The sequence below is a fragment of the Marinobacter koreensis genome, from assembly GCF_023156285.1.
In the GTDB taxonomy this organism is placed as follows: Bacteria; Pseudomonadota; Gammaproteobacteria; order Pseudomonadales; family Oleiphilaceae; genus Marinobacter; species Marinobacter koreensis.
The window spans coordinates 358199-376642 of sequence record NZ_JAKZAJ010000002.1 but is presented as its reverse complement, the minus strand read 5'-3'; the positions used below and the strand labels follow the sequence as shown (position 1 = coordinate 376642).

The following is an 18444-nucleotide window of genomic DNA, read 5'->3' as shown; positions in this document are numbered from 1 at the left end:
TCATGCCTCGTTTTGCTGCCAACCTGTCAATGCTGTTCACGGAAGTGGATTTTATGGAGCGCTTTGCCAGAGCCCGTGACGCCGGCTTTGAGGGTGTGGAATACCTGTTTCCCTATGCGTGGCCGGCGGCGGACATCGCCCGGGAGCTGGAAGCCCATAATCTGACGCAGGTGCTGTTCAATCTGCCGCCCGGAGACTGGGACGCAGGCGAGCGGGGCATTGCCTGCCTGCCGGACCGGGTTGAGGAGTTCCGGGCCGGCGTGGATCAGACCATTGACTATGCCCGGGCTCTGAATTGCCGGCAGGTGAACTGTCTGGCGGGATTGAAGCCGGTGGATCTTGAGGAAGAGGTGGCTTGGAAAACACTCGTCTCAAACGTGCAGTACGCCGCCGACAGGCTGGAGGCAGAGGGCATCACCCTGTGCCTGGAGGCCATCAACTCCCGGGTCGACATGCCTCGTTTTTTCCTGGATACCTCGGGTAAGGTGCTGGCGCTGATCGACGAAGTGGACTCCACCAACGTCCGGCTTCAGTATGATCTGTACCATATGCAGATCATGGAGGGTGATCTGATCCGCACGATGGAGTGCCTGTTGCCATGGATTGGACATATCCAGTTTGCCGACAATCCGGGGCGTCATGAACCCGGGACGGGAGAGATTAACTTTTCGAATGTTTTCGCGGCAATCGACGGTATGGACTACGATGGCTGGGTGAGTGCAGAGTACCGGCCTTCCAGTGACACGGCCGCCTCTCTGGACTGGTATTCGGGCGGTTCGTGACCGTCGCTTAAGGCGACACCCTCTTACAAGATCGTAACTGGCCGGCGTATGGGTATCTCCGTAACCTTGCAGTTAATGTTTTCCGCTATCAGGAGGGACACCGGTGAAAGCACTGGTAATCGAAGACGATAAGGACGTAGCCAACTACCTGTTGAAGGGATTGAAAGAATCCGACTTCGTGGTTGACCATGCCGCCGACGGCAAGGAAGGCATGATGATGGCGGCCAGCGAAGACTACGACATCATGATCGTCGACCGGATGCTGCCGGGTATGGATGGCTTGTCCATCATCAAAACCGTCCGGGCAACCGGCAATCAGACACCCGTTCTCATCCTCAGTGCCCTGGGTGATGTGGACGACCGGGTAGAAGGTTTGCGCGGTGGCGGGGACGATTACCTCACCAAACCGTTCTCGTTTACGGAATTGCTTGCCCGGATCGAATCCCTGATCCGTCGCCACCGGCAGGCTGCCGAGACCGAAACCGTGCTTCGCGTTGCCGACCTGGAGATGGATCTGCTGGCCCGTACCGTCAAGCGAGCGGGCAAGAACATCGATGTTCAGCCCCGGGAATTCCGCCTGCTGGAGTACCTGATGCGCAATGCCGGCCAGGTAGTGACCCGGACCATGCTGCTGGAGAAGGTCTGGGACTACCACTTTGATCCCCAGACCAACGTGATCGACGTTCACATCAGCCGCCTGCGGGCCAAGATCGACAAGGAATTCGAAACACCCTTGCTGCAGACCATCCGGGGTGCAGGATACATGCTGCGTGAAACTGCTTAGTCAGCTTAGAACCTCTTCCTTTCAGCTGGCCCTGCTGTACATGGTGGTGTTTGCCACCTCGGTATTTCTTTTACTGGCCTTTATCTACTGGCGTACAGCGGGGTTCATGACCGCCCAGACCGATGAAACCATCGAGGCCGAAATTGCCGGCCTCGCCGAGCAGTATCGGGGGCGGGGCGTGAATGGCCTGATCACCATCATCCGGGAGCGGGTGACCCGCGATCCCAACGCCAAGTCCATCTATCTCCTGACCACCGATGATTTCCTGAAGCTGGCCGGCAACATCGATTCCTGGCCTGAAGGCGCCCGTTCCGAGAGCGGCTGGATCAACTTCACCCTGGACGAATCGGTCGGCTGGACCGGCCCCAAGCGCCTCGCCCGGGCCCGGATTTTCGAGGTGCAGGGTGGTTTGCGTCTGCTGGTGGGCCGTGATGTAGACGAACTCACCAACCTCAAGCGGGTCATTGAAACCGCGATCAACTGGGGAATGGGTATCACCTTGGCGCTCGCCCTTCTCGGTGGCTTCTTGATGAGCCGCAGCACCACCCGACGCATCGAGGTGATCAACAACACCTCCAGGCGGATCATGAACGGGCACCTGTCTTTGCGGATCCCCACCCGGGGAACCGAAGACGATTTCGACCAGCTGGCGGAAAACCTCAATCAGATGCTGGACCGGATCGTCTATCTGATGGAGGGCATTCGCCATGTCTCCGACAGCATCGCCCACGACCTGCGGACGCCGCTGACCCGTCTTCGGAACCAGCTTGAGAGCACCTTGATCACCGTTGATGACGAAGAAGCGCGCGATCACGTCGGACAGGCGGTTGCCGAGGCCGATCAGCTTCTGGCTACCTTCAATGCCTTGTTGCGCATTGCCAGGCTGGAAACCCGGGGCAACGCGGCCGACATGAAAGTGGTTTCGCTGGATGAACTGGTGAGCGATGCCTGTGAATTATACGAGGCCGTGGCCGAAGACAAGGAACAATCCTTCGAGCAGAGTGTGGAGCAGGGCGTGATGATCGAAGGCGATCGGGATTTGCTGTTCCAGATGGTCAGCAACCTGATCGACAACGCCATCAAGTACACGCCGGAGCACGGGCGTATCGGGGTTGCCGTGCGCCGCGAGGGAACGGACGCAATCTTTGAGGTTCAGGACAGTGGTATCGGTATACCTGATGATGAAAAGGACCAGGTGTTCCAGCGTTTCTACCGGGTCGGAAAAAGCCGGTCACTGCCGGGTAATGGTCTGGGCTTGAGTCTGGTGAGTGCGGTGGCGGAAATCCACCAGGGCCGGATTATTCTGACAGACACCTATCCGGGCGATGAGACGCCCGGGTTGACCGTGACGATCCGGATGCCCGCCTACACGGGAGAGACAAAACGGATCAAGGCAACCCAGGCGGAATTGCCGGCGTCTAACGCGTCGTCCAGGCCGACGGCGGACGCCCCGGAGACCTGATTACTGGCTGGCCCGGAAACGGTTGAACTGGTTGCGGATCGGACCGAGGACCGAGTCTGCCCGGACCTCCACTTCGTGGGCCAGGTGCTCGAACTGGGAGCGCCGGCGATCTACCTTTGCCTGCAGGCTGTCCCACTCTCCTTCCCAATGCTTCTGCTCGGCAAACAGGAACGCTGCGAGGTTGTGCCGGTTGATGCGACTGGTAACGCCCAGTTGATCGAGCCGGAATCCCAGTGAATCGACGCCGTCCAGCGTCAGTTTCAACAGCTTTTGCGTGTTCATGGTCGGATCTCCATTCGTGCATCCGGATGACGTAATTTTGAGTTGAAACATAGCCCCATCCATCTAGGCAACTCAACCTAATTTCCGATGCGCCCAATCTCTGTCAAAAAGGTAATTCGCTGGCCACAGGTAGGTAATGTGAAGTGTGGAGAATAGGTACTGTAGAAAGAAGGAAGCGATCCAAACCGCTTGCTTCTCCCTCCAGCACAGCGCTAGCCTTGACCCCGTTTTTACGGGGTTTTTTTATGCCCCCTCCATTTTGGTTCGGCGCAATTGAGGATCTCCACATACGATGAACAAGGCATCCGGCAACGGCGGTCATCGACCCCGCTACATCACGCCCGAGGGTGAACAGGCACTGCGCGAGGAATTACAGTTCCTCTGGAAGGAGAAACGTCCGGAGGTCACGCAGGCCGTTCGCGAGGCGGCGGCACTTGGCGACCGCTCGGAAAATGCCGAATACATCTATGGCAAAAAGCAGTTGCGCGAGATCGACCGGCGGGTGCGGTTTCTGACCAAACGCCTTGAGGAAGTGACGGTGGTTGATCGCCTGCCGGACGATCAGGAAAAGGTCTTCTTCGGTGCCTGGGTGACGATTGAGGATGAAAACGGCGAAGAGCAGACCTACCGGCTGGTGGGCGCGGATGAATTCGATCTTGATCGGGGATATCTCAGCATCAATTCACCGATGGCCCGGGCGCTGATAGGCAAGCGGCTGGACGACGAAGTCAGCGTGCGTACCCCTGAAGGCTTCAAATCCGTCTGGATTACCGGTATCCGCTACGCTTCGGCCTCTCAGGACAAGTGAAAAGCGTCACATTCCCGTCAGCACAAGCAGAAACCCACTCCGAATGGCGGTAAACTGTTCAAAAATTGTCACACGATTTGACGTGGACAGGGACGTTGACCAAGGTGAGAGTATGGGTATTCAACGAAACAGGCGGACACAAGGGCAGTGGCGGACCGGCATAATCGTCGGTGCGGCTTTCCTGTTCGCGTCAGGGGTAGCGTTGGCCCAGGCCGAGTCCCACAAAGACGACAACGGCAAGGAAGCGTTCAAGTACGAGGAGCGGTCCACGCTCAATACCATCCCCCTGAAATCCATCGAAGAAGATACCCTCGCCAACACGGTGATCGAAGGTGGCCTCTCGGCGCCGGCAGCGGGGGTACCGGTCAAACCCGGATCCGACGACCAGTCCTACCTCGATCCTCTGGCCATGCAGCCAAGGGACGAACGCACCGATCTTGGCCGCTCTGAAATTCCGGTGGATATCCGCTACAGCAACCCGAAAGTGGTACCGGGCCAGACTCACAGCAATAACTACGTGATTCGGCCGCCGGAAAACCGCACCTACGATCGCCTCAACACCAACCTGATCGAACGCTGAGCCCTGCTCAGGCAGCGACCGTGCTCGCGGCGCTTGCGTGCTTGTTCAGCACTTCCTCATAGAAGAATCCCAGTGCCTGCCGGGCCTGATTGAGCCGCGCCCGTGACGCGCGCATGCCCTCACTCAGATAGTCGAGGAATGCCGTCTGGTCGTCGGCTTCCAGGGTCTCGGGATCTTTCATGTCGTGAAACAGCACGAACCGGGTAATCCAGTGCAGGTAGGTCTGTTCGGACCGCTGATTGAGTTTCTGCTTTCGGATGGCATCGGTGACGCGGCCCATAAGGCCGGGCTGAGACTGTTCCAGTGCCTCGGTGATGGTCATGGTTTACTCTTCCGCTGGGGATTCTTGTTGTTATGGTGGCGCTATCTTATGACAATCGTTTGAAGCCCGCAAAATTTTTGCCCAATGGGCTGCCGGAGCCTGAAAGGCAGGCTCCGGTCTGAGCGGACCCCTTATTTCAGGGATTCCAGCTTGTCCACGTACTGCTGCATGGCTTCGTCGCTGGACGTACCCTTGAGCTTCTCCCACGCGTCGTATTTGGCCCGACCCACGAAATCCATCATGCCCGGACGCTTGCCGGACACATCGCCCTCGGTGGCCTGCTTGTAAAGCGCGTAAAACTCCAGCTTCAGCTCGTTGGACGGTTTGAAATCGCCTTCGGCGCTCTGAATGTAGTTCACCGCTTCGTCGAATTTCGCTTTCAGGTCGCTCATGTCGTTCTCCTTGGCACAGTGTTTTATGTCCTGATTGAGCGCGAGTATAGCCAGCCTTTAGCGGCCCGTCATTGACCAGACTGGCCGACCGGGTTGACCGGAACGTCATGGTGCGGATGGATGTGAGATTAAGGGATCTTAGTACGGTTTTAACCCCCATACCCGGTCAATCCCGTTAGGGTGGTTGCAAGCAGTCACCGACTGCGCATCGAAGGAAAGGAAACCAATAGTGGAGGATTGAGCACTATGAGCTACAAATCCGGTTTGGCGACGGTCACCGTTCTTTCCGCAGCGTTTGTATTTGCACCGGCCACCTGGGCAAAAGATGACGTAGCCCGGGATGAAGCGGGGCCCTACGTCAGCGGCAGTTATGGTGGCTATAAATCCCATGGTGGCGAATTCGACGACGAGAACGACCTGTTCGGCGCCGCACTCGGTTACCAGTTCAACCCGATGTTCTCGCTGGAAGCGGAGTACATTGACTTCGGGAATTTCGGTAATGACGACGTGGACGGGAAGCTCAAGGGCCTCGGCCTGAGCGCGATCGGGCGCCTACCCCTGACCCAGAGCTTTGGCATATACGGTAAGGCAGGCGTGTTTGCATCGGCTTTTGACGTCGACGCGTTCGACAACAGTAAAACCTACGACGACGTGAACCCCCTCGTCGGCGCAGGCGTGGACTTCCGGGTGACCGACCAGTTGACCGCCTTCGCCGAATACGACCGCTACAACGTCGACATCGACAAGAGTGACTTCAACGGACAGGTCAACAATGACGGACCCGATTTCGACACTGGTCGGGTGGGGCTGAAGTTCCAGTTCTGATCTTTTTTGTTCTTCTAATCGGGACAGGCATCGTCGCGAAGCGCGCGGTGCTTGTCTACTCCGTTGTTGGGAGACTGCAGGTGAACACGACTTTTGGCAAGGATTTGCCAGAATCCACTATTTTGCGGCGGCCTGGCCAGTCTTTGCTTGAGAATCCAATTATACCGGTGTAGAGTCTTCCGCGATGTTCGCCAGGATGGCGAATTCAAAGGATTGAACAATCGCAAAGTGATTTGCACAGGGAGCAAGCGCATGTCTTCTAAAGACGGTTCCGTCGCGCCTAAAGAGCGCATCAATATCAAGTATGTCCCCGCTGCCGGAGATCAGCAGGCAGAAACCGAATTGCCGCTGAAAATGTTCGTTGTTGGCGATTTCAAGGGGCATGCTGAAGAAATTCCCATCGAAGATCGCAAGGCCATTTCCGTCGACAAGAACAACTTCCGTTCGGTCATGAAGGAAGCCGGTCTTGGCCTCTCCACCACCGTGACCAACAAACTGGATGAGGCGGCCGACGACTTGTCGGTAAACCTTGAAATCCAGTCCCTGGACGATTTTTCCCCTGACAGTATTGCCCGCCAGGTGCCCGAACTGAAAAAGCTGGTTGAACTTCGGGAAGCGCTGGTCGCCCTCAAAGGCCCTCTGGGTAATGTCCCATCGTTCCGATCCAAGCTGCAGGAACTGCTGGACAACGATGATGCACGAGACAAGCTGCTGGCTGAGCTGGAACTGGCCGCCGACGGCGAATAATCGAGACTGCCGCCCGGACGCGGCATTTCCTATCGACGATCAATTACATACTGAAGGGATGTGGTATGTCTGATACTGCTGTGCAGCAATCTGCTGCCTCCGAATCCGTGGCCGAAGGGTCACTTCTCGATCAGGTTATGGCGAACAGTCGCATGGTGCCTGCGGATGAGGGATATGATGTGGCCCGAAAGGGGGTGGCAACGTTTATTGCCAACCTCCTGAAAAGTGATGAAAAAGGTCAACCGGTCAACAAGGCGCTGGTGGATCAGATGGTTGTGGAGCTGGACCGGAAGATCAGCGCCCAGATGGATGAAATCCTGCATGCTCCCCAGCTGCAGGAGCTTGAATCTTCGTGGCGAGGCCTGAAGCTGATGGTGGATCGCACCGATTTCCGTGAGAACATCAAGGTCGATATCCTGCACGCCACCAAAACCGAACTCCTGGAAGACTTCGAGTTCGCTCCGGATGTAACCCAGACCGGGTTCTACAACCATATCTACTCTACAGAGTATGGTCAGTTCGGGGGCGAACCGGTGGGAGCTGTCGTTGGCAATTACGCTTTCACCCCATCTACCCCGGATATGAAATTGCTGCAGTATGTGTCTTCTGTGGGGGCGATGGCCCATGCGCCGTTCCTGTCTTCCGTGGCGCCGTCATTTTTCGGCGTTGACAGTTACCAGGAACTCCCGGCTATCAAAGAGCTTAAGGCCGTTTTCGAGGGACCGAAGTACGCCAAGTGGCGTTCGCTCAGGGAATCCGAAGATGCCCGCTATCTGGGGTTAACATCGCCACGATTCCTGCTGAGGGTACCCTATGACCCGACCGAAAACCCGGTTCGTAGCTTCAGCTACAGGGAAGATGTGTCTGCCGATCATGAACATTACCTGTGGGGTAACACGGCGTACCTACTGGCAACCCGACTGACCGAGAGCTTCGCCAAGTACCGCTGGTGCCCCAACATTATTGGTCCCCAAAGCGGTGGTGCGGTTGAAGATCTGCCGGTGCATGTGTTCGAGTCCTTCGGTCAGTTGGAGTCGAAAATCCCCACCGAGGTGCTGATTACCGACCGCAGGGAATACGAAATGGCGGATGAGGGCTTCATTGCCCTGACCATGCGCAAGGGCAGTGATAACGCCGCGTTTTTCTCCGCCAACTCGGTTCAGAAGCCGAAGCAGTTTCCGAACACCAAGGAAGGCAAGGAAGCTGAGACCAACTACAAGTTGGGGACCCAGTTGCCTTACATGATGATCGTGAACCGGCTGGCGCATTACATCAAGGTGCTACAGCGGGAACAGATTGGCTCATGGAAAGAACGCCAGGATCTGGAGCGGGAACTCAATACCTGGATCCGCCAGTACGTGGCCGATCAGGAGAATCCACCTGCCGATGTGCGCAGCCGCCGCCCACTGCGCGCTGCTCAGGTAACGGTCTCTGAAGTCGAGGGTGATCCGGGCTGGTATCAGGTGTCCCTGGCGGTGCGTCCTCACTTCAAGTATATGGGAGCGAATTTTGAACTGTCTCTGGTAGGTCGTCTGGACAAGGACTAATCCGTGCTCGGAGATGAAGTTCCATGTCGCGGTGGCAGCCTGTTTGAACGTCTGGAACGGGCTGCTGAACCCGACGGTCGAGGTATGGGCGATAGCCCCCACATTGTTGAATCCATCAAACGCCATTTGGTCCGCCTGCTGAATGCCCATCCGGGTAACAGCGCGAGTGTCCCGGCTCTGGGTTTGCTGGACTTCAACGACGCCACACTGGGCACCCATGATCTGAGCATCCAGATCCGGTCAGCGATCCGGAAGTGTATTGAAGGCTATGAACCCAGGGTGAGCCGGGTTGAAGTCGTTGCCTTGGCTCAGGGACCGGACCCGCTGCAATTGCGGTTTCAGGTGACGGTCTATCTCAGGTCTGGTTCGGAAGACAACAAGACGACCATTGATCTGTTATTGGATGACAAGCGCTACTACCGGGTGATTTAACACCGCAGTAGCTGAACACAAGGATGAGAGCAGTCGTCGGGCATTGGTGTTATTGCCATGAAATTGAATCGGTTTTACAGGGATGAATTGAGCTTTCTGCGGCTGCAGGGGCGGGAGTTTGCGGATGCCCATCCTCAACTTACACGGTTTCTGTCAGAGCAGAGCACCGATCCGGATGTGGAAAGGTTGCTCGAGGGTTTTGCATTCCTGACAGGCAAACTTCGTGAGAAGGTTGAAGATGAGTTCCCCGAGCTGACCCATTCTCTTCTGAACATACTCTGGCCCAATTATCTGAGGCCGGTGCCCAGTTGCACCATCATGAAATTCGATCCGCTGCTGCATGCCATCAGTGAACGCCAGAGAGTGGAGCGACACACCGAGATCAAGAGTCGCCCGGTGGGCGATGCAATCCGCCAGACCCAATGTCGTTTCCGGACCTGTCGGACGGTGGATGTATTTCCCATCAGTGTCGCAGAGGTATATGCCGAGCATTCCAGGGAGGTTTCTTCCGTCACCGTGGACCTGGCGTTGCACACCGATCAGTCGCTGAACGCTTTGGGGCTGGATGTGTTGCGCTTCTATCTGGGCGGCGATGATCACACCTCTGAGACCCTTTACCTGTGGCTGAATCACTACCTGGCCGGTATTGAACTGGTGGTTGGTAATTCGGTTTACCGCCTTCCTTCTGCATCGCTGCGTCCTGTTGGGTTCGAGGCCGATGAAGCACTGCTGCCGTATCCGAAAAATGCCTATCCCGGCTATCGGATCCTCCAGGAATACCTCAGCTTTCCGGGAGCTTTCCGATTTGTGGATGTTACTGGTCTCAGGGCGCGGCTTCCGTCTGTCCAGGCCGAGGAGATCAGCGTGCGTTTCCAGTTCAGCCGGATGCTTCCACCGGAGGCCAGGGTAGTGCGGGAAAGTCTTCAGATGTACTGCACCCCGGCGGTCAACCTGTTCAGCCATGAGGGCGAACCAGTGGACCTGAACGGGCGCCAGACCGAGTACCGAATTTCTCCGTCCAGTCGGTCTCCGGATCACTTCGAAGTATTCAGTATCGACCAGGTGGAAGGTTGGCTTGAGGGGCGCTCTGGGCGGGGTGAGCCACGAATTTACACGCCATTCGAGAGTTTTCAGCACGAGGTGGAGAGAGATCGGGAGCGTACGGCACTTTATTACCGGACCCGGGTTCGTGAAAGTCTCCGTGGCGACGGCTTCGACCATTACATGTCCTTTGTGCGCGGCGATGAGAGCGATTGTCTGAACCGGCAGGAAGCCGTTTCCCTGACACTCACCTGCACCAACCGTCAGTTACCGAATCAACTGGCGGTGGGGGAAATCTCCATGGCAACGGAGTCAACGCCGGCATTTGCTTCGTTCAGCAACATTACCCGCCCCACGGCGACTCTTCGCCCAACGCTGGATGGCAGTCTGCTGTGGACATTGATATCCAACCTGTCCCTCAACTATCTCTCCATGCTGGATGTAGAGGCCTTGAGGACGGTGTTGAGGGTTTACGACTTCCGGGCACTGGTGGACCGGCAGGCTGAGCGAATATCCAGGAAGCGGCTGGCGGGTATCAGTGCCATCGCCACGAATCCTGTGGACAGGATGATCCGCGGACTGCCAGTGCGCGGGATACGCTCGGAGCTGAGCCTGGACCAGAGCGGATTTGCCTCGGAGGGGGATCTGTATCTGTTTGGAACCGTGCTCAGCCAGTTCTTTGCGCTTTGTGCCAGTATCAATGCATTTCACCAACTGGAAGTGGTGAATACAGACAACCAGGAACGGTATACATGGACGTTACAGCAAGGTCAGCAGCCGCTGATGTAGCCGAGCTGCAACCCGTTCTGGGTAATGCAAGGCGGTACAGCTTTTTCCAGCTGGTTGACCTTATTCACCGACATCACGGAGACGATCTGGAGCAGGGTCGTGAAGGCCACCCGCAGCGGGAGCGTATCCGCTTTTCTGCCTCTGCAGGGTTAGGCTTCCCGGGTAGCGACGTGGTATCGGCATTGTCGCCCGAACATGAGCATGCGCCCTACCAGATGGAAGTCAGCTTCCTCGGATTGCACGGTTCCCAGTCCCCACTGCCGGGATATTACCTTGAAGATCTGGCGTGGGAAGCCGGTCAGAACCTGGGTGTACGGCACCATTTTCTGGATTTCTTTAACCATCGACTGGTGACGCTTTTTCATCGCGTCTGGCGCAAATACCGGTATTACGTTCGCTTCCAGCCGGGTGCTTCCGACGGATTTTCTGACCTGGTCTTTGCCCTGGTCGGATTGGGCGATGCCCGTTTGCGGGATGCGACACCTGTGAACTGGTCAAAAATGCTTGCCTACGCCGGATTGATGGCCGGGCGAAGTCGGTCCCCCGAGGTTGTCAGTGGCATGGTTGCCCATTGCTTCGAGCTCGACGATGTGAGTATCGAGCAATGGGTGCTGCGTAAGGTGGATATTGCCAAAACCCAGCAGACCCAGCTGGGGAGAAGGAATGCGTCGCTGGGAATGGACACTCTCGTGGGCGCTCGGGTGCGCGATCGCAGTGGCAAGTTCGTGCTGCGTATTCGCAACCTGAGTCGCCAACGTTTCGAGGACTTCCTGCCCAACGGCCGGGAATACAAACGCTTGCTCAAACTTGTGGAGTTCGCCACCCGGGAACAGTTGGCATACGACCTTGAGCTACAGATGCGGCCCAGGGACATACGCCCGGTGCAGCTGGGCGGGGCGGTTCGGCTGGGATGGAATTCTTTTGTCACGCCAGAGCGGGCCTCGTCCCGACCTGCCGTTCGGATTCAGATACGCCGTTAGCGAGACAGGCGATACAGGGAAGTTGATTATGGAAAGGCAACCAGCAACGGTTCTGAAACTGACCGTCACCAACCCAACGGCCATGAATGGTGGTGTCGCCGTTGAACATCGTTTCGACGCCGCCGGGGGGTCTATCGGGACCGCGGCCAATGATACCTGGCGTCTGTCCCCACAGCACACGGGCGCCGTGGCGGGGCATGCCGAAGTGCGGTTCATGGAAGGTGATTTCTGTCTGATTGACCGCAGTGGCCGTACCTACATTAACAGTGCCAGCCAGCCGGTTGGTCGTGGCCGGCGGGCAAGGCTGAACCACGGTGACATGCTGGCCATCGGCCGATACCAGATCCGCGCTGAACTCGTTGGCGATGACCCTTCGACAGCCTGGCCCGAGAGTTCGGGGGACGATGACCGGCTGATCAATGGTCAGTCCGCGCAGCTGGCAAGGGCGCAGGTGCGCGATGCCGAACCCGGAGGTTGTGAACCCTTGGAAGGCATCGAACCGGTTACCCCGGTTGTCGAAACTAATGACCCGATGCTGCATTGGCCAGACGCCGAGCAGACTCCCGAAACATCCAGACTGCGAGGACACCAGGAGGATCAGAGTCGCAAGCACATTGGCGTTGTACCGCTTATCAATGGTATGGACTGTGGACTCGACTTTGCCGACAGCGGTGAGATGCATCTGTTTCTTGAAGAGGCGGGCCAAACCCTGCAGGCAACCGTGGAGGGGCTGCTGGCGCTGCATCGAGGAGAAGACATCCATCACCGGGCACTGAGAACCCGGCTGCAACCTATCGAAGACAACCCTCTGCGCCTCGGCGAGTCCTATGAAGATACCATCCAGACACTGTTCGCCGGTCAGCGCAGCCCGGTTCATCTCTCCGCGCCGGCGGCGGTCAAGGAAAGTCTTGATAGCCTCAATCAGCACCAGCAGGCGACCCGGGTAGCCATCCGCGAGGCCCTCGATGCGATTCTGCATGCATTTTCACCGGAAGCGCTATTACGCCGCTTTCACGGCTATCGCCGGGGGCTGCGGCAAAGTGAAGACGAGAGCCAGTGGGCCTGGGATATGTATCAGCATTATTACCGGGAACTGAATTCCAGTCGTCAGCAGGGGTTCGAACGACTGTTTCAGGAGGTGTTCGATCAGGCCTACGACCAACATCTGCGCCAACTACAAAGGGAGAACCTGAAGTGAAGACCTGCAAATGGAGTTTGCTGGCCATTGTGTTTGTGCTCGCAGGATGCAGCACGCCGTACAACGCAGTTACCAAGACCGCCAAGGTACTCTGGGACCCGGATATCCCTGTGGGCTACCCCGAGGACCTGCCCAGCCGGGTGGACCTCACTATGGTTGCAGAGCCGGATGTAAACCCCAACAAGTCCCTGGCGCCAACGCCGATCGCCTTTCAGGTTATCGAGATGCGAGACAGCTCCCTGTTGATGGCTGGCGATTTCGATTCCCTGCTCAACAACCTGGAGGATTCCCTGGGCCAGAACTACGTGGATCACAGTGACTATTCCCTGGTGCCCGGCCAGTTCAAGTTTGTTGAGCCGTTTGAGATCAGTGAGGACACCCGCTTTGTCGGCATCATTGCCTTTTACGCGTATCCCAATCTCTCGCAATGGAAGAAAGTGGTTAAGGTGGACCCCATTGGCAGTCGCTACCACCTGCTGATCAACCTGCGTGAGCGGGAAGTTCAACTCAAACGCTCGGACGAATCCTGATGACGGTCACCAATCGCGTGGTCTGGAGTGACGGACTGTTTATCAAACCCCAACACTTCCAGCAGCAGCAACGATATCTTGAACACCAGATTAACGAGCGTGCCCTGGCGGTATCGGATTACCTCTATGGCTTCAGTGACCTTGAGTTGAATGCCGAATACCTGAGCTTTGGCCGGGTGGGGCTGGTGCGCGGGGCCGGGCTTTTCCCGGATGGTACCCGATTCAACCTGCCGCAGGATGATGTGATGCCTGAGCCGCTGGAGATCAGCGACGCGTCTGTGGCCAACCAGGTGGTCTATCTGGCCTTGCCTCTTGGCAGCGACAACTTGTCGGAAGTGGAGTGGCCGGATGGCTCGGTCACCGGAAGGTTCAGGGCGCAGAGCGCAGAGATCAGGGATCTACACTCCCTTGATGGTGATGCCCACATGATAGACGTCGCCCGGGTGGCGCCCAGACTGATGCTGGAGCAGGAAGACCGCAGTGCCTATGCTGCCCTTTCTATCGGCCGGATCCTGGAAAAACGGCCGGACGGCAGCCTGGTCATGGATCCGAACTTCATACCGACCATACTCAGTGTCAGGGCGGCGCACAGGCTTCAACGTTTTGTCGGCGAGATCGCCGGGTTGATGCGGGAAAGGGCTCGGAACCTGGCCGATCGAGTCGGTGCCCCCGGCCAGACAGGTGTCGCTGATGTGTCAGACTTCATGCTGCTGCAGATGCTGAACCGGTGCCATCCCAGGTTCATGCACCTCGCCCGGTTGCGACAACTGCATCCGGAGCGACTGTTTGAGGCGCTGCTGGAGCTGTGCGGTGAGCTGGTCACCTTCACCGATGAGTCTCGCCTGCCCCAGGAATACACGGCCTATGATCATGACTTGCCGGAGGCCTGTTTCAGCCCCCTGATGCAGGTGCTCAGGCAGTCACTCAGTACGGTCCTGGAGCCGCGCGCGCTTGCCGTCCAGTTACAACAGCGCCAGTACGGTCTGACTGTCGCTCCGGTGCAGGATGCACAGTTGATGCAGAGCGCCGAGTTCATCCTTGCAGTGAAAGCTGACATGCCACCGGACGACCTCCGCAAACAGTTTGCCCAGCAGTGCAAGGTGGCGTCGGTAGAGAAAATCCGTGACCTCATCAGTCTTCAGCTTCCGGGTATCCCGTTGTCGGCATTGCCGGTGGCACCCCGCCAGCTGCCATACCATGCCGGGTTCGTCTACTTCCGGCTGGACGATCAGAGTCAGGCCTGGCAGATGTTGGACAACGCCAGCGGTTTCGCCTTTCACGTCGCAGGCAATTTCCCGGGTATGGAAATGCAGTTCTGGGCAATCAGGAGCTAGGTCATGAAGGACACAGCGTTAATGGATGCATCTGATCGCGAGTCAGGCAGTAGCAGCGAATTCAGCGAGTTGCTGTTTGCCAACCAAAATAGTCAGCGAGTGAGCAAGGGTGTCAGTTTTGACGATCCACAATTCCAGTTGCGGGGGCTGGAGAGCAACCGACTGATCGATGCGGCAACGCCTCTGCTAGGACTGGTTATCCGGGTTCGCCGGCTGGCCGACTTCCGGGGCGTAGAGAGCCTGTATCAGCAGGTTGTGGACGACGTGGCGGATATTGACCGGGAGCTGATTGAGGAGGGTTATGAACGCCCCACGGTCGTGGCCTATCGCTATGTACTTTGCGCATTGATTGATGAGGCGGTTCTTGGCACCGACTGGGGAGCGCACAGTGTCTGGTCCCAGCACTCGCTACTGTCGCGATTCCACAATGAAACCTGGGGTGGCGAAAAAGTGTTCGCCATCCTTGCGCGCATGGAACAGGAACCGGCGCAATATCACGAGATGCTGGCCTTTATCTATCTTTGCCTGTCCCTCGGTTTCGAGGGCCGTTACAAGGTGATGGAGAACGGTCGGGAAGAGTACGAGCAGATTGTACGAGGACTTTACGAGACCCTCTACGAAATCCCGGATGGTGAAGCACGAAATCTTGAGCGTCCGGCAATGCCGGATGCCACGGAGAATGTGATGCCAGCTCGAAACCGCCTGCGCAGCGGCCTTCCGATCTGGGGGATTGCCGGATTGTTTTTGGCCGCCATGGCTGGTGTTTTCACACTCTACCGAGTGGCGTTGGATGAACGCATCAGGGATGTGCTCAGCGTGCTCGACCAACTACCGAAATAAGGATATTGACAGTGATTCGGGTTGAACTGCCGGCGCTCTTCGGCCGCTTGAATGAAATCTGCCGGGAGGGAATGGAATCCTCTGCGGCTCTATGCATCAGCCGTCAGGGTGCCGAAATTACACCTGCACATCTGATGTTCAAACTGCTGGATACACCGTTTTCGGATGTGCGCCAGATTCTTGATCACAGCGACATTGATCCGCAGGCCGTCCAGGCTCTACTCGGCGACAGCCTCAACGGTGAACGCCAAAGCGCCGAGCCCTATCCCTCGGTCTCGCCGTTGCTGGTTGAACTGCTCCAGGATGCATGGTTGCTGGCTTCGACAGAACTCCAGCATCAGGAACTCCGGTCGGGGAACATTTTTCTTGCCCTGTTGATGAATGCGGACCGCTATCTGACGCCCGCGGCCAGCCAGGCGCTGGGCGACATCAACCGGGAACAGATTCGCCGCCATTACGACCGCTGCACCGAAGGTTCAGTCGAGCGCCCGGAGCTGGGCAAGGTGGATGCAGGTTCGAAGGCTGCCGCAGCGGATATGGATCCCCTGCAACGCTATGCCACGGATTTCACTGGTCTGGCCCGGAAACAAAAACTGGACCCGGTTGTTTGCCGGGATACAGAAATTGACCAGATGATCGATATCCTCTGCCGCCGCCGAAAAAACAACCCGATTGTGGTGGGTGATGCTGGCGTGGGTAAAAGTGCGGTGGTTGAGGGCCTGGCGCTGCGAATTGTTGCCGGGGAGGTGCCTGAGCGCCTGCGCAAGGTTGAACTCTGGACCCTGGATATGGGCGCGCTCCAGGCTGGCGCTTCGGTCAAAGGTGAGTTTGAGAAACGACTGAAAGGTGTGATCGAAGCCGTTAAAGGATCGCCAACGCCGATTATCCTGTTTATTGATGAGGCACATACACTCATCGGAGCCGGCAACAGCGAGGGCGGCTCTGATGCAGCCAACCTGCTCAAACCCGCACTGGCGCGCGGCGAGCTCCGGACAATTGCCGCAACCACCTGGCGGGAATACAAAAAGTACTTTGAGAAAGACCCGGCCCTGAGCCGCCGTTTTCAGCCGGTGGCCCTGGACGAACCCAGCCCCCGGGAGGCGGTTCATATCCTGCGGGGCCTGAGAACCGTGTATGAAAAAGCCCACAACGTACTGATTGCCGATAGCGCACTGAAAGCGGCCTCGGAAATGTCCGCTCGTTATCTGGCAGGCCGCCAGCTGCCGGACAAGGCCATTGATGTTCTCGATACCGCCTGTGCCCGGGTCAGCCTCAACCTGAGCACGCCGCCGCGTCGGCTCAGCCACGTAAGGAACGAGATCCACCAGCTGTCGATGGAACAGGAACTCCATCAACGGGAGCATACACTCGGGCAAACCGTGGACGGCGAACGAGAGGCCGTCCTGGAAAGTCGAAAATCCGAGCTGGAAAGTGAGGCAACTGAGCTGGAACAGAGCTGGAGCGAACAGCGTGATCTGGTCGCGAAGCTGATTGATATCCGACAACGTCTGTTGTCATCAGGCAATGAAGAGCCTGAGGATGATCAGGCGGACGAAGAAACACCGGCGCTGAGCCGTCAGGCCGCAGCCGTTGAGCAGAAGCTGGCGACGCTACAGGCAGACGAACCTCTGATTCATGCCCGCGTGGATGCGCATCAGGTGGCCGAAGTGATTGCTGACTGGACCGGCATTCCTGTCAATCGCATGACCGCCGATGAACTCGAAAAAATTACCCAGCTGCCGGACTATCTGCAAGCCCACATCAAGGGACAGGACACAGCCATCGACTGCCTGCATCAGCATTTGCTGACCGCCCGTGCCGATCTGCGGCGCCCGGGCAGACCCATGGGGGCCTTCCTGCTGGTGGGGCCCAGCGGCGTGGGTAAAACCGAAACCGTGGTGCAGCTGGCGGAGCTGCTCTATGGCGGGCGCCAGTTCCTGACCACCATCAACATGTCCGAATACCAGGAAAAGCACACGGTCTCCCGGTTGATCGGCTCTCCTCCAGGCTACGTTGGCTTTGGCGAGGGCGGGATCCTCACCGAAGCTCTCCGCCAGAAGCCTTATTCCGTGGTGTTGCTGGACGAGGTGGAAAAGGCCCACCCGGAAGTGCTCAACCTGTTCTACCAGGCCTTCGACAAGGGCGAACTCGCCGACGGCGAAGGCCGGCTGATCGACTGCAAGAACGTCGTGTTCTTCCTGACCTCCAACCTGGGCTACCAGGCCATCGTCGATCACGCTGAGCAGCCTGAAAATATCGAAGCAGCGCTTTACCCCGAACTCTCGCAATTCTTCAAGCCAGCGCTACTGGCCCGGATGGAAGTAGTGCCGTACTTGCCGCTTGGAGACGAAACCCTGAACCGGATTATCGGCGACAAGCTCGAACGCCTGGCGGCCCAGATTCGCGAGCGTTACCAGACCGAAGTGATCCTGGAACAGGGCCTGGTGGAAGCCATCCGCTCGCGGGCACACCGAAGCGAAAACGGCGCACGAATGCTCGAATCCATCATTGAAGGGGAATTGCTGCCACCGGTGTCGCTGGCGTTGCTGGAGAAACTGGCGGCAAAAGAGCCTGTGGAAAAAGTGACGCTGTCTGTAGATAGCAATCGTTTTGTCGGAACGGTTGTTTAATTGCGAACCGATGTAGCGGGGCATGGGGCTCACCCTCTCCGAAACCGTGCGGAGCCATGGATGGCGGAGCCGAGCGTACAGGGAAGTATTCACAGCGTGTTTTGTAGAGGGTGAGCCTCATGGCACGCGGGCGGCACGA

At 57.6% G+C, this 18444-nt stretch carries 19 protein-coding genes; 16 read left to right on the top strand and 3 right to left on the bottom strand.

Going from position 1 to position 18444, the window contains the following annotated elements; translation table 11 throughout:
* Nucleotides 1–2: 2 nt before the first annotated feature.
* The 3 genes from hyi (at nt 3) to MLD04_RS06780 (ending at nt 3028) form a co-directional block, all read left to right on the top strand.
* Nucleotides 3–782 (top strand): hydroxypyruvate isomerase, encoded by a 780-nt coding sequence (gene hyi, locus MLD04_RS06790; protein ID WP_248156038.1) that lies wholly within the window; start codon nt 3–5, stop codon nt 780–782.
* 103 nt (nt 783–885) lie between these two features.
* A complete protein-coding gene (locus MLD04_RS06785; protein ID WP_008939807.1) occupies nt 886–1566 on the top strand; it encodes a winged helix-turn-helix domain-containing protein in 681 nt (226 codons plus the stop codon).
* Nucleotides 1553–3028, top strand: a complete 1476-nt coding sequence (locus tag MLD04_RS06780) for a HAMP domain-containing sensor histidine kinase (protein ID WP_248156036.1) — start codon at nt 1553–1555, stop codon at nt 3026–3028. Before MLD04_RS06785 ends, MLD04_RS06780 begins: the two co-directional genes overlap by 14 nt.
* Here the strand turns inward: MLD04_RS06780 and MLD04_RS06775 are convergent, their stop codons facing one another.
* Entirely contained in the window at nt 3029–3310 is a 282-nt protein-coding gene (locus MLD04_RS06775) for a hypothetical protein (RefSeq protein ID WP_248156034.1), read from the bottom strand.
* 292 nt (nt 3311–3602) lie between these two features.
* Here MLD04_RS06775 and greB point away from each other — a divergent pair, with 292 nt between their 5' ends.
* Both greB and MLD04_RS06765 read left to right on the top strand, forming a co-directional pair.
* Nucleotides 3603–4118: a transcription elongation factor GreB gene (greB, locus tag MLD04_RS06770; RefSeq protein WP_248156032.1), complete on the top strand. Its 516-nt coding sequence runs from the start codon at nt 3603–3605 to the stop codon at nt 4116–4118.
* Between the two features lie 112 nt (nt 4119–4230).
* Nucleotides 4231–4698, top strand: a complete 468-nt coding sequence (locus MLD04_RS06765) for a hypothetical protein (protein WP_248156030.1) — start codon at nt 4231–4233, stop codon at nt 4696–4698.
* Nucleotides 4699–4705: 7 nt separating this feature from the next.
* Here MLD04_RS06765 and MLD04_RS06760 read toward each other — a convergent pair whose 3' ends face one another.
* The gene (locus MLD04_RS06760; protein WP_248156028.1) at nt 4706–5020 is read right to left on the bottom strand and encodes a site-specific integrase; all 315 of its coding nucleotides are present in this window, start codon (nt 5018–5020) and stop codon (nt 4706–4708) included.
* A 131-nt stretch (nt 5021–5151) separates the two neighbouring features.
* Nucleotides 5152–5412: an acyl-CoA-binding protein gene (locus MLD04_RS06755; protein ID WP_008939801.1), complete on the bottom strand. Its 261-nt coding sequence runs from the start codon at nt 5410–5412 to the stop codon at nt 5152–5154.
* A gap of 246 nt (nt 5413–5658) precedes the next feature.
* Between MLD04_RS06755 and MLD04_RS06750 the strand changes: the two genes are divergently transcribed.
* The 11 genes from MLD04_RS06750 to tssH all read left to right on the top strand — a co-directional run bounded on the left by MLD04_RS06750 (nt 5659) and on the right by tssH (nt 18305).
* On the top strand, nt 5659–6237 hold the full coding sequence (locus tag MLD04_RS06750; protein WP_248156026.1) for a porin family protein: 579 nt from the start codon (nt 5659–5661) through the stop codon (nt 6235–6237).
* A gap of 252 nt (nt 6238–6489) precedes the next feature.
* The gene (gene tssB, locus MLD04_RS06745; protein WP_248156024.1) at nt 6490–6984 is read left to right on the top strand and encodes a type VI secretion system contractile sheath small subunit; all 495 of its coding nucleotides are present in this window, start codon (nt 6490–6492) and stop codon (nt 6982–6984) included.
* 65 nt (nt 6985–7049) lie between these two features.
* Nucleotides 7050–8531, top strand: coding sequence for a type VI secretion system contractile sheath large subunit (tssC, locus tag MLD04_RS06740; RefSeq protein ID WP_248156022.1), 1482 nt, complete (start codon nt 7050–7052; stop codon nt 8529–8531).
* 3 nt (nt 8532–8534) lie between these two features.
* Nucleotides 8535–8963, top strand: a complete 429-nt coding sequence (tssE, locus tag MLD04_RS06735; protein WP_248156020.1) for a type VI secretion system baseplate subunit TssE — start codon at nt 8535–8537, stop codon at nt 8961–8963.
* 57 nt (nt 8964–9020) lie between these two features.
* Nucleotides 9021–10793, top strand: coding sequence for a type VI secretion system baseplate subunit TssF (gene tssF / locus MLD04_RS06730; protein WP_248156018.1), 1773 nt, complete (start codon nt 9021–9023; stop codon nt 10791–10793).
* A complete protein-coding gene (gene tssG, locus MLD04_RS06725) occupies nt 10757–11773 on the top strand; it encodes a type VI secretion system baseplate subunit TssG (protein ID WP_248156016.1) in 1017 nt (338 codons plus the stop codon). Before tssF ends, tssG begins: the two co-directional genes overlap by 37 nt.
* A gap of 28 nt (nt 11774–11801) precedes the next feature.
* Nucleotides 11802–12971, top strand: coding sequence for a type VI secretion system-associated FHA domain protein TagH (tagH, locus tag MLD04_RS06720; RefSeq protein ID WP_248156014.1), 1170 nt, complete (start codon nt 11802–11804; stop codon nt 12969–12971).
* Entirely contained in the window at nt 12968–13501 is a 534-nt protein-coding gene (tssJ, locus tag MLD04_RS06715) for a type VI secretion system lipoprotein TssJ (RefSeq protein WP_248156012.1), read from the top strand. The genes tagH and tssJ overlap by 4 nt, the downstream gene beginning before the upstream one ends.
* Nucleotides 13501–14835 (top strand): type VI secretion system baseplate subunit TssK, encoded by a 1335-nt coding sequence (gene tssK, locus MLD04_RS06710; RefSeq protein ID WP_248156010.1) that lies wholly within the window; start codon nt 13501–13503, stop codon nt 14833–14835. Before tssJ ends, tssK begins: the two co-directional genes overlap by 1 nt.
* Before the next feature lie 3 nt (nt 14836–14838).
* Nucleotides 14839–15675: a type IVB secretion system protein IcmH/DotU gene (gene icmH / locus MLD04_RS06705; protein WP_248156008.1), complete on the top strand. Its 837-nt coding sequence runs from the start codon at nt 14839–14841 to the stop codon at nt 15673–15675.
* Between the two features lie 11 nt (nt 15676–15686).
* On the top strand, nt 15687–18305 hold the full coding sequence (tssH, locus tag MLD04_RS06700; protein ID WP_248156006.1) for a type VI secretion system ATPase TssH: 2619 nt from the start codon (nt 15687–15689) through the stop codon (nt 18303–18305).
* The last annotated feature ends 139 nt before the right edge of the window (nt 18306–18444 follow it).

Bases quoted from the DNA above. Each gene is read 5' to 3' on its own strand.
- hyi (WP_248156038.1), top strand. From the start codon at position 3: ATGCCTCGTTTTGCTGCCAACCTGTCAATGCTGTTCACGGAAGTGGAT.
- MLD04_RS06775 (WP_248156034.1), bottom strand. From the start codon at position 3,310: ATGAACACGCAAAAGCTGTTGAAACTGACGCTGGACGGCGTCGATTCA.
- greB (WP_248156032.1), top strand. From the start codon at position 3,603: ATGAACAAGGCATCCGGCAACGGCGGTCATCGACCCCGCTACATCACG.
- MLD04_RS06765 (WP_248156030.1), top strand. From the start codon at position 4,231: ATGGGTATTCAACGAAACAGGCGGACACAAGGGCAGTGGCGGACCGGC.
- MLD04_RS06760 (WP_248156028.1), bottom strand. From the start codon at position 5,020: ATGACCATCACCGAGGCACTGGAACAGTCTCAGCCCGGCCTTATGGGC.
- MLD04_RS06755 (WP_008939801.1), bottom strand. From the start codon at position 5,412: ATGAGCGACCTGAAAGCGAAATTCGACGAAGCGGTGAACTACATTCAG.
- MLD04_RS06750 (WP_248156026.1), top strand. From the start codon at position 5,659: ATGAGCTACAAATCCGGTTTGGCGACGGTCACCGTTCTTTCCGCAGCG.
- tssB (WP_248156024.1), top strand. From the start codon at position 6,490: ATGTCTTCTAAAGACGGTTCCGTCGCGCCTAAAGAGCGCATCAATATC.
- tssC (WP_248156022.1), top strand. From the start codon at position 7,050: ATGTCTGATACTGCTGTGCAGCAATCTGCTGCCTCCGAATCCGTGGCC.
- tssF (WP_248156018.1), top strand. From the start codon at position 9,021: ATGAAATTGAATCGGTTTTACAGGGATGAATTGAGCTTTCTGCGGCTG.
- tssG (WP_248156016.1), top strand. From the start codon at position 10,757: ATGGACGTTACAGCAAGGTCAGCAGCCGCTGATGTAGCCGAGCTGCAA.
- tagH (WP_248156014.1), top strand. From the start codon at position 11,802: ATGGAAAGGCAACCAGCAACGGTTCTGAAACTGACCGTCACCAACCCA.
- tssK (WP_248156010.1), top strand. From the start codon at position 13,501: ATGACGGTCACCAATCGCGTGGTCTGGAGTGACGGACTGTTTATCAAA.
- icmH (WP_248156008.1), top strand. From the start codon at position 14,839: ATGAAGGACACAGCGTTAATGGATGCATCTGATCGCGAGTCAGGCAGT.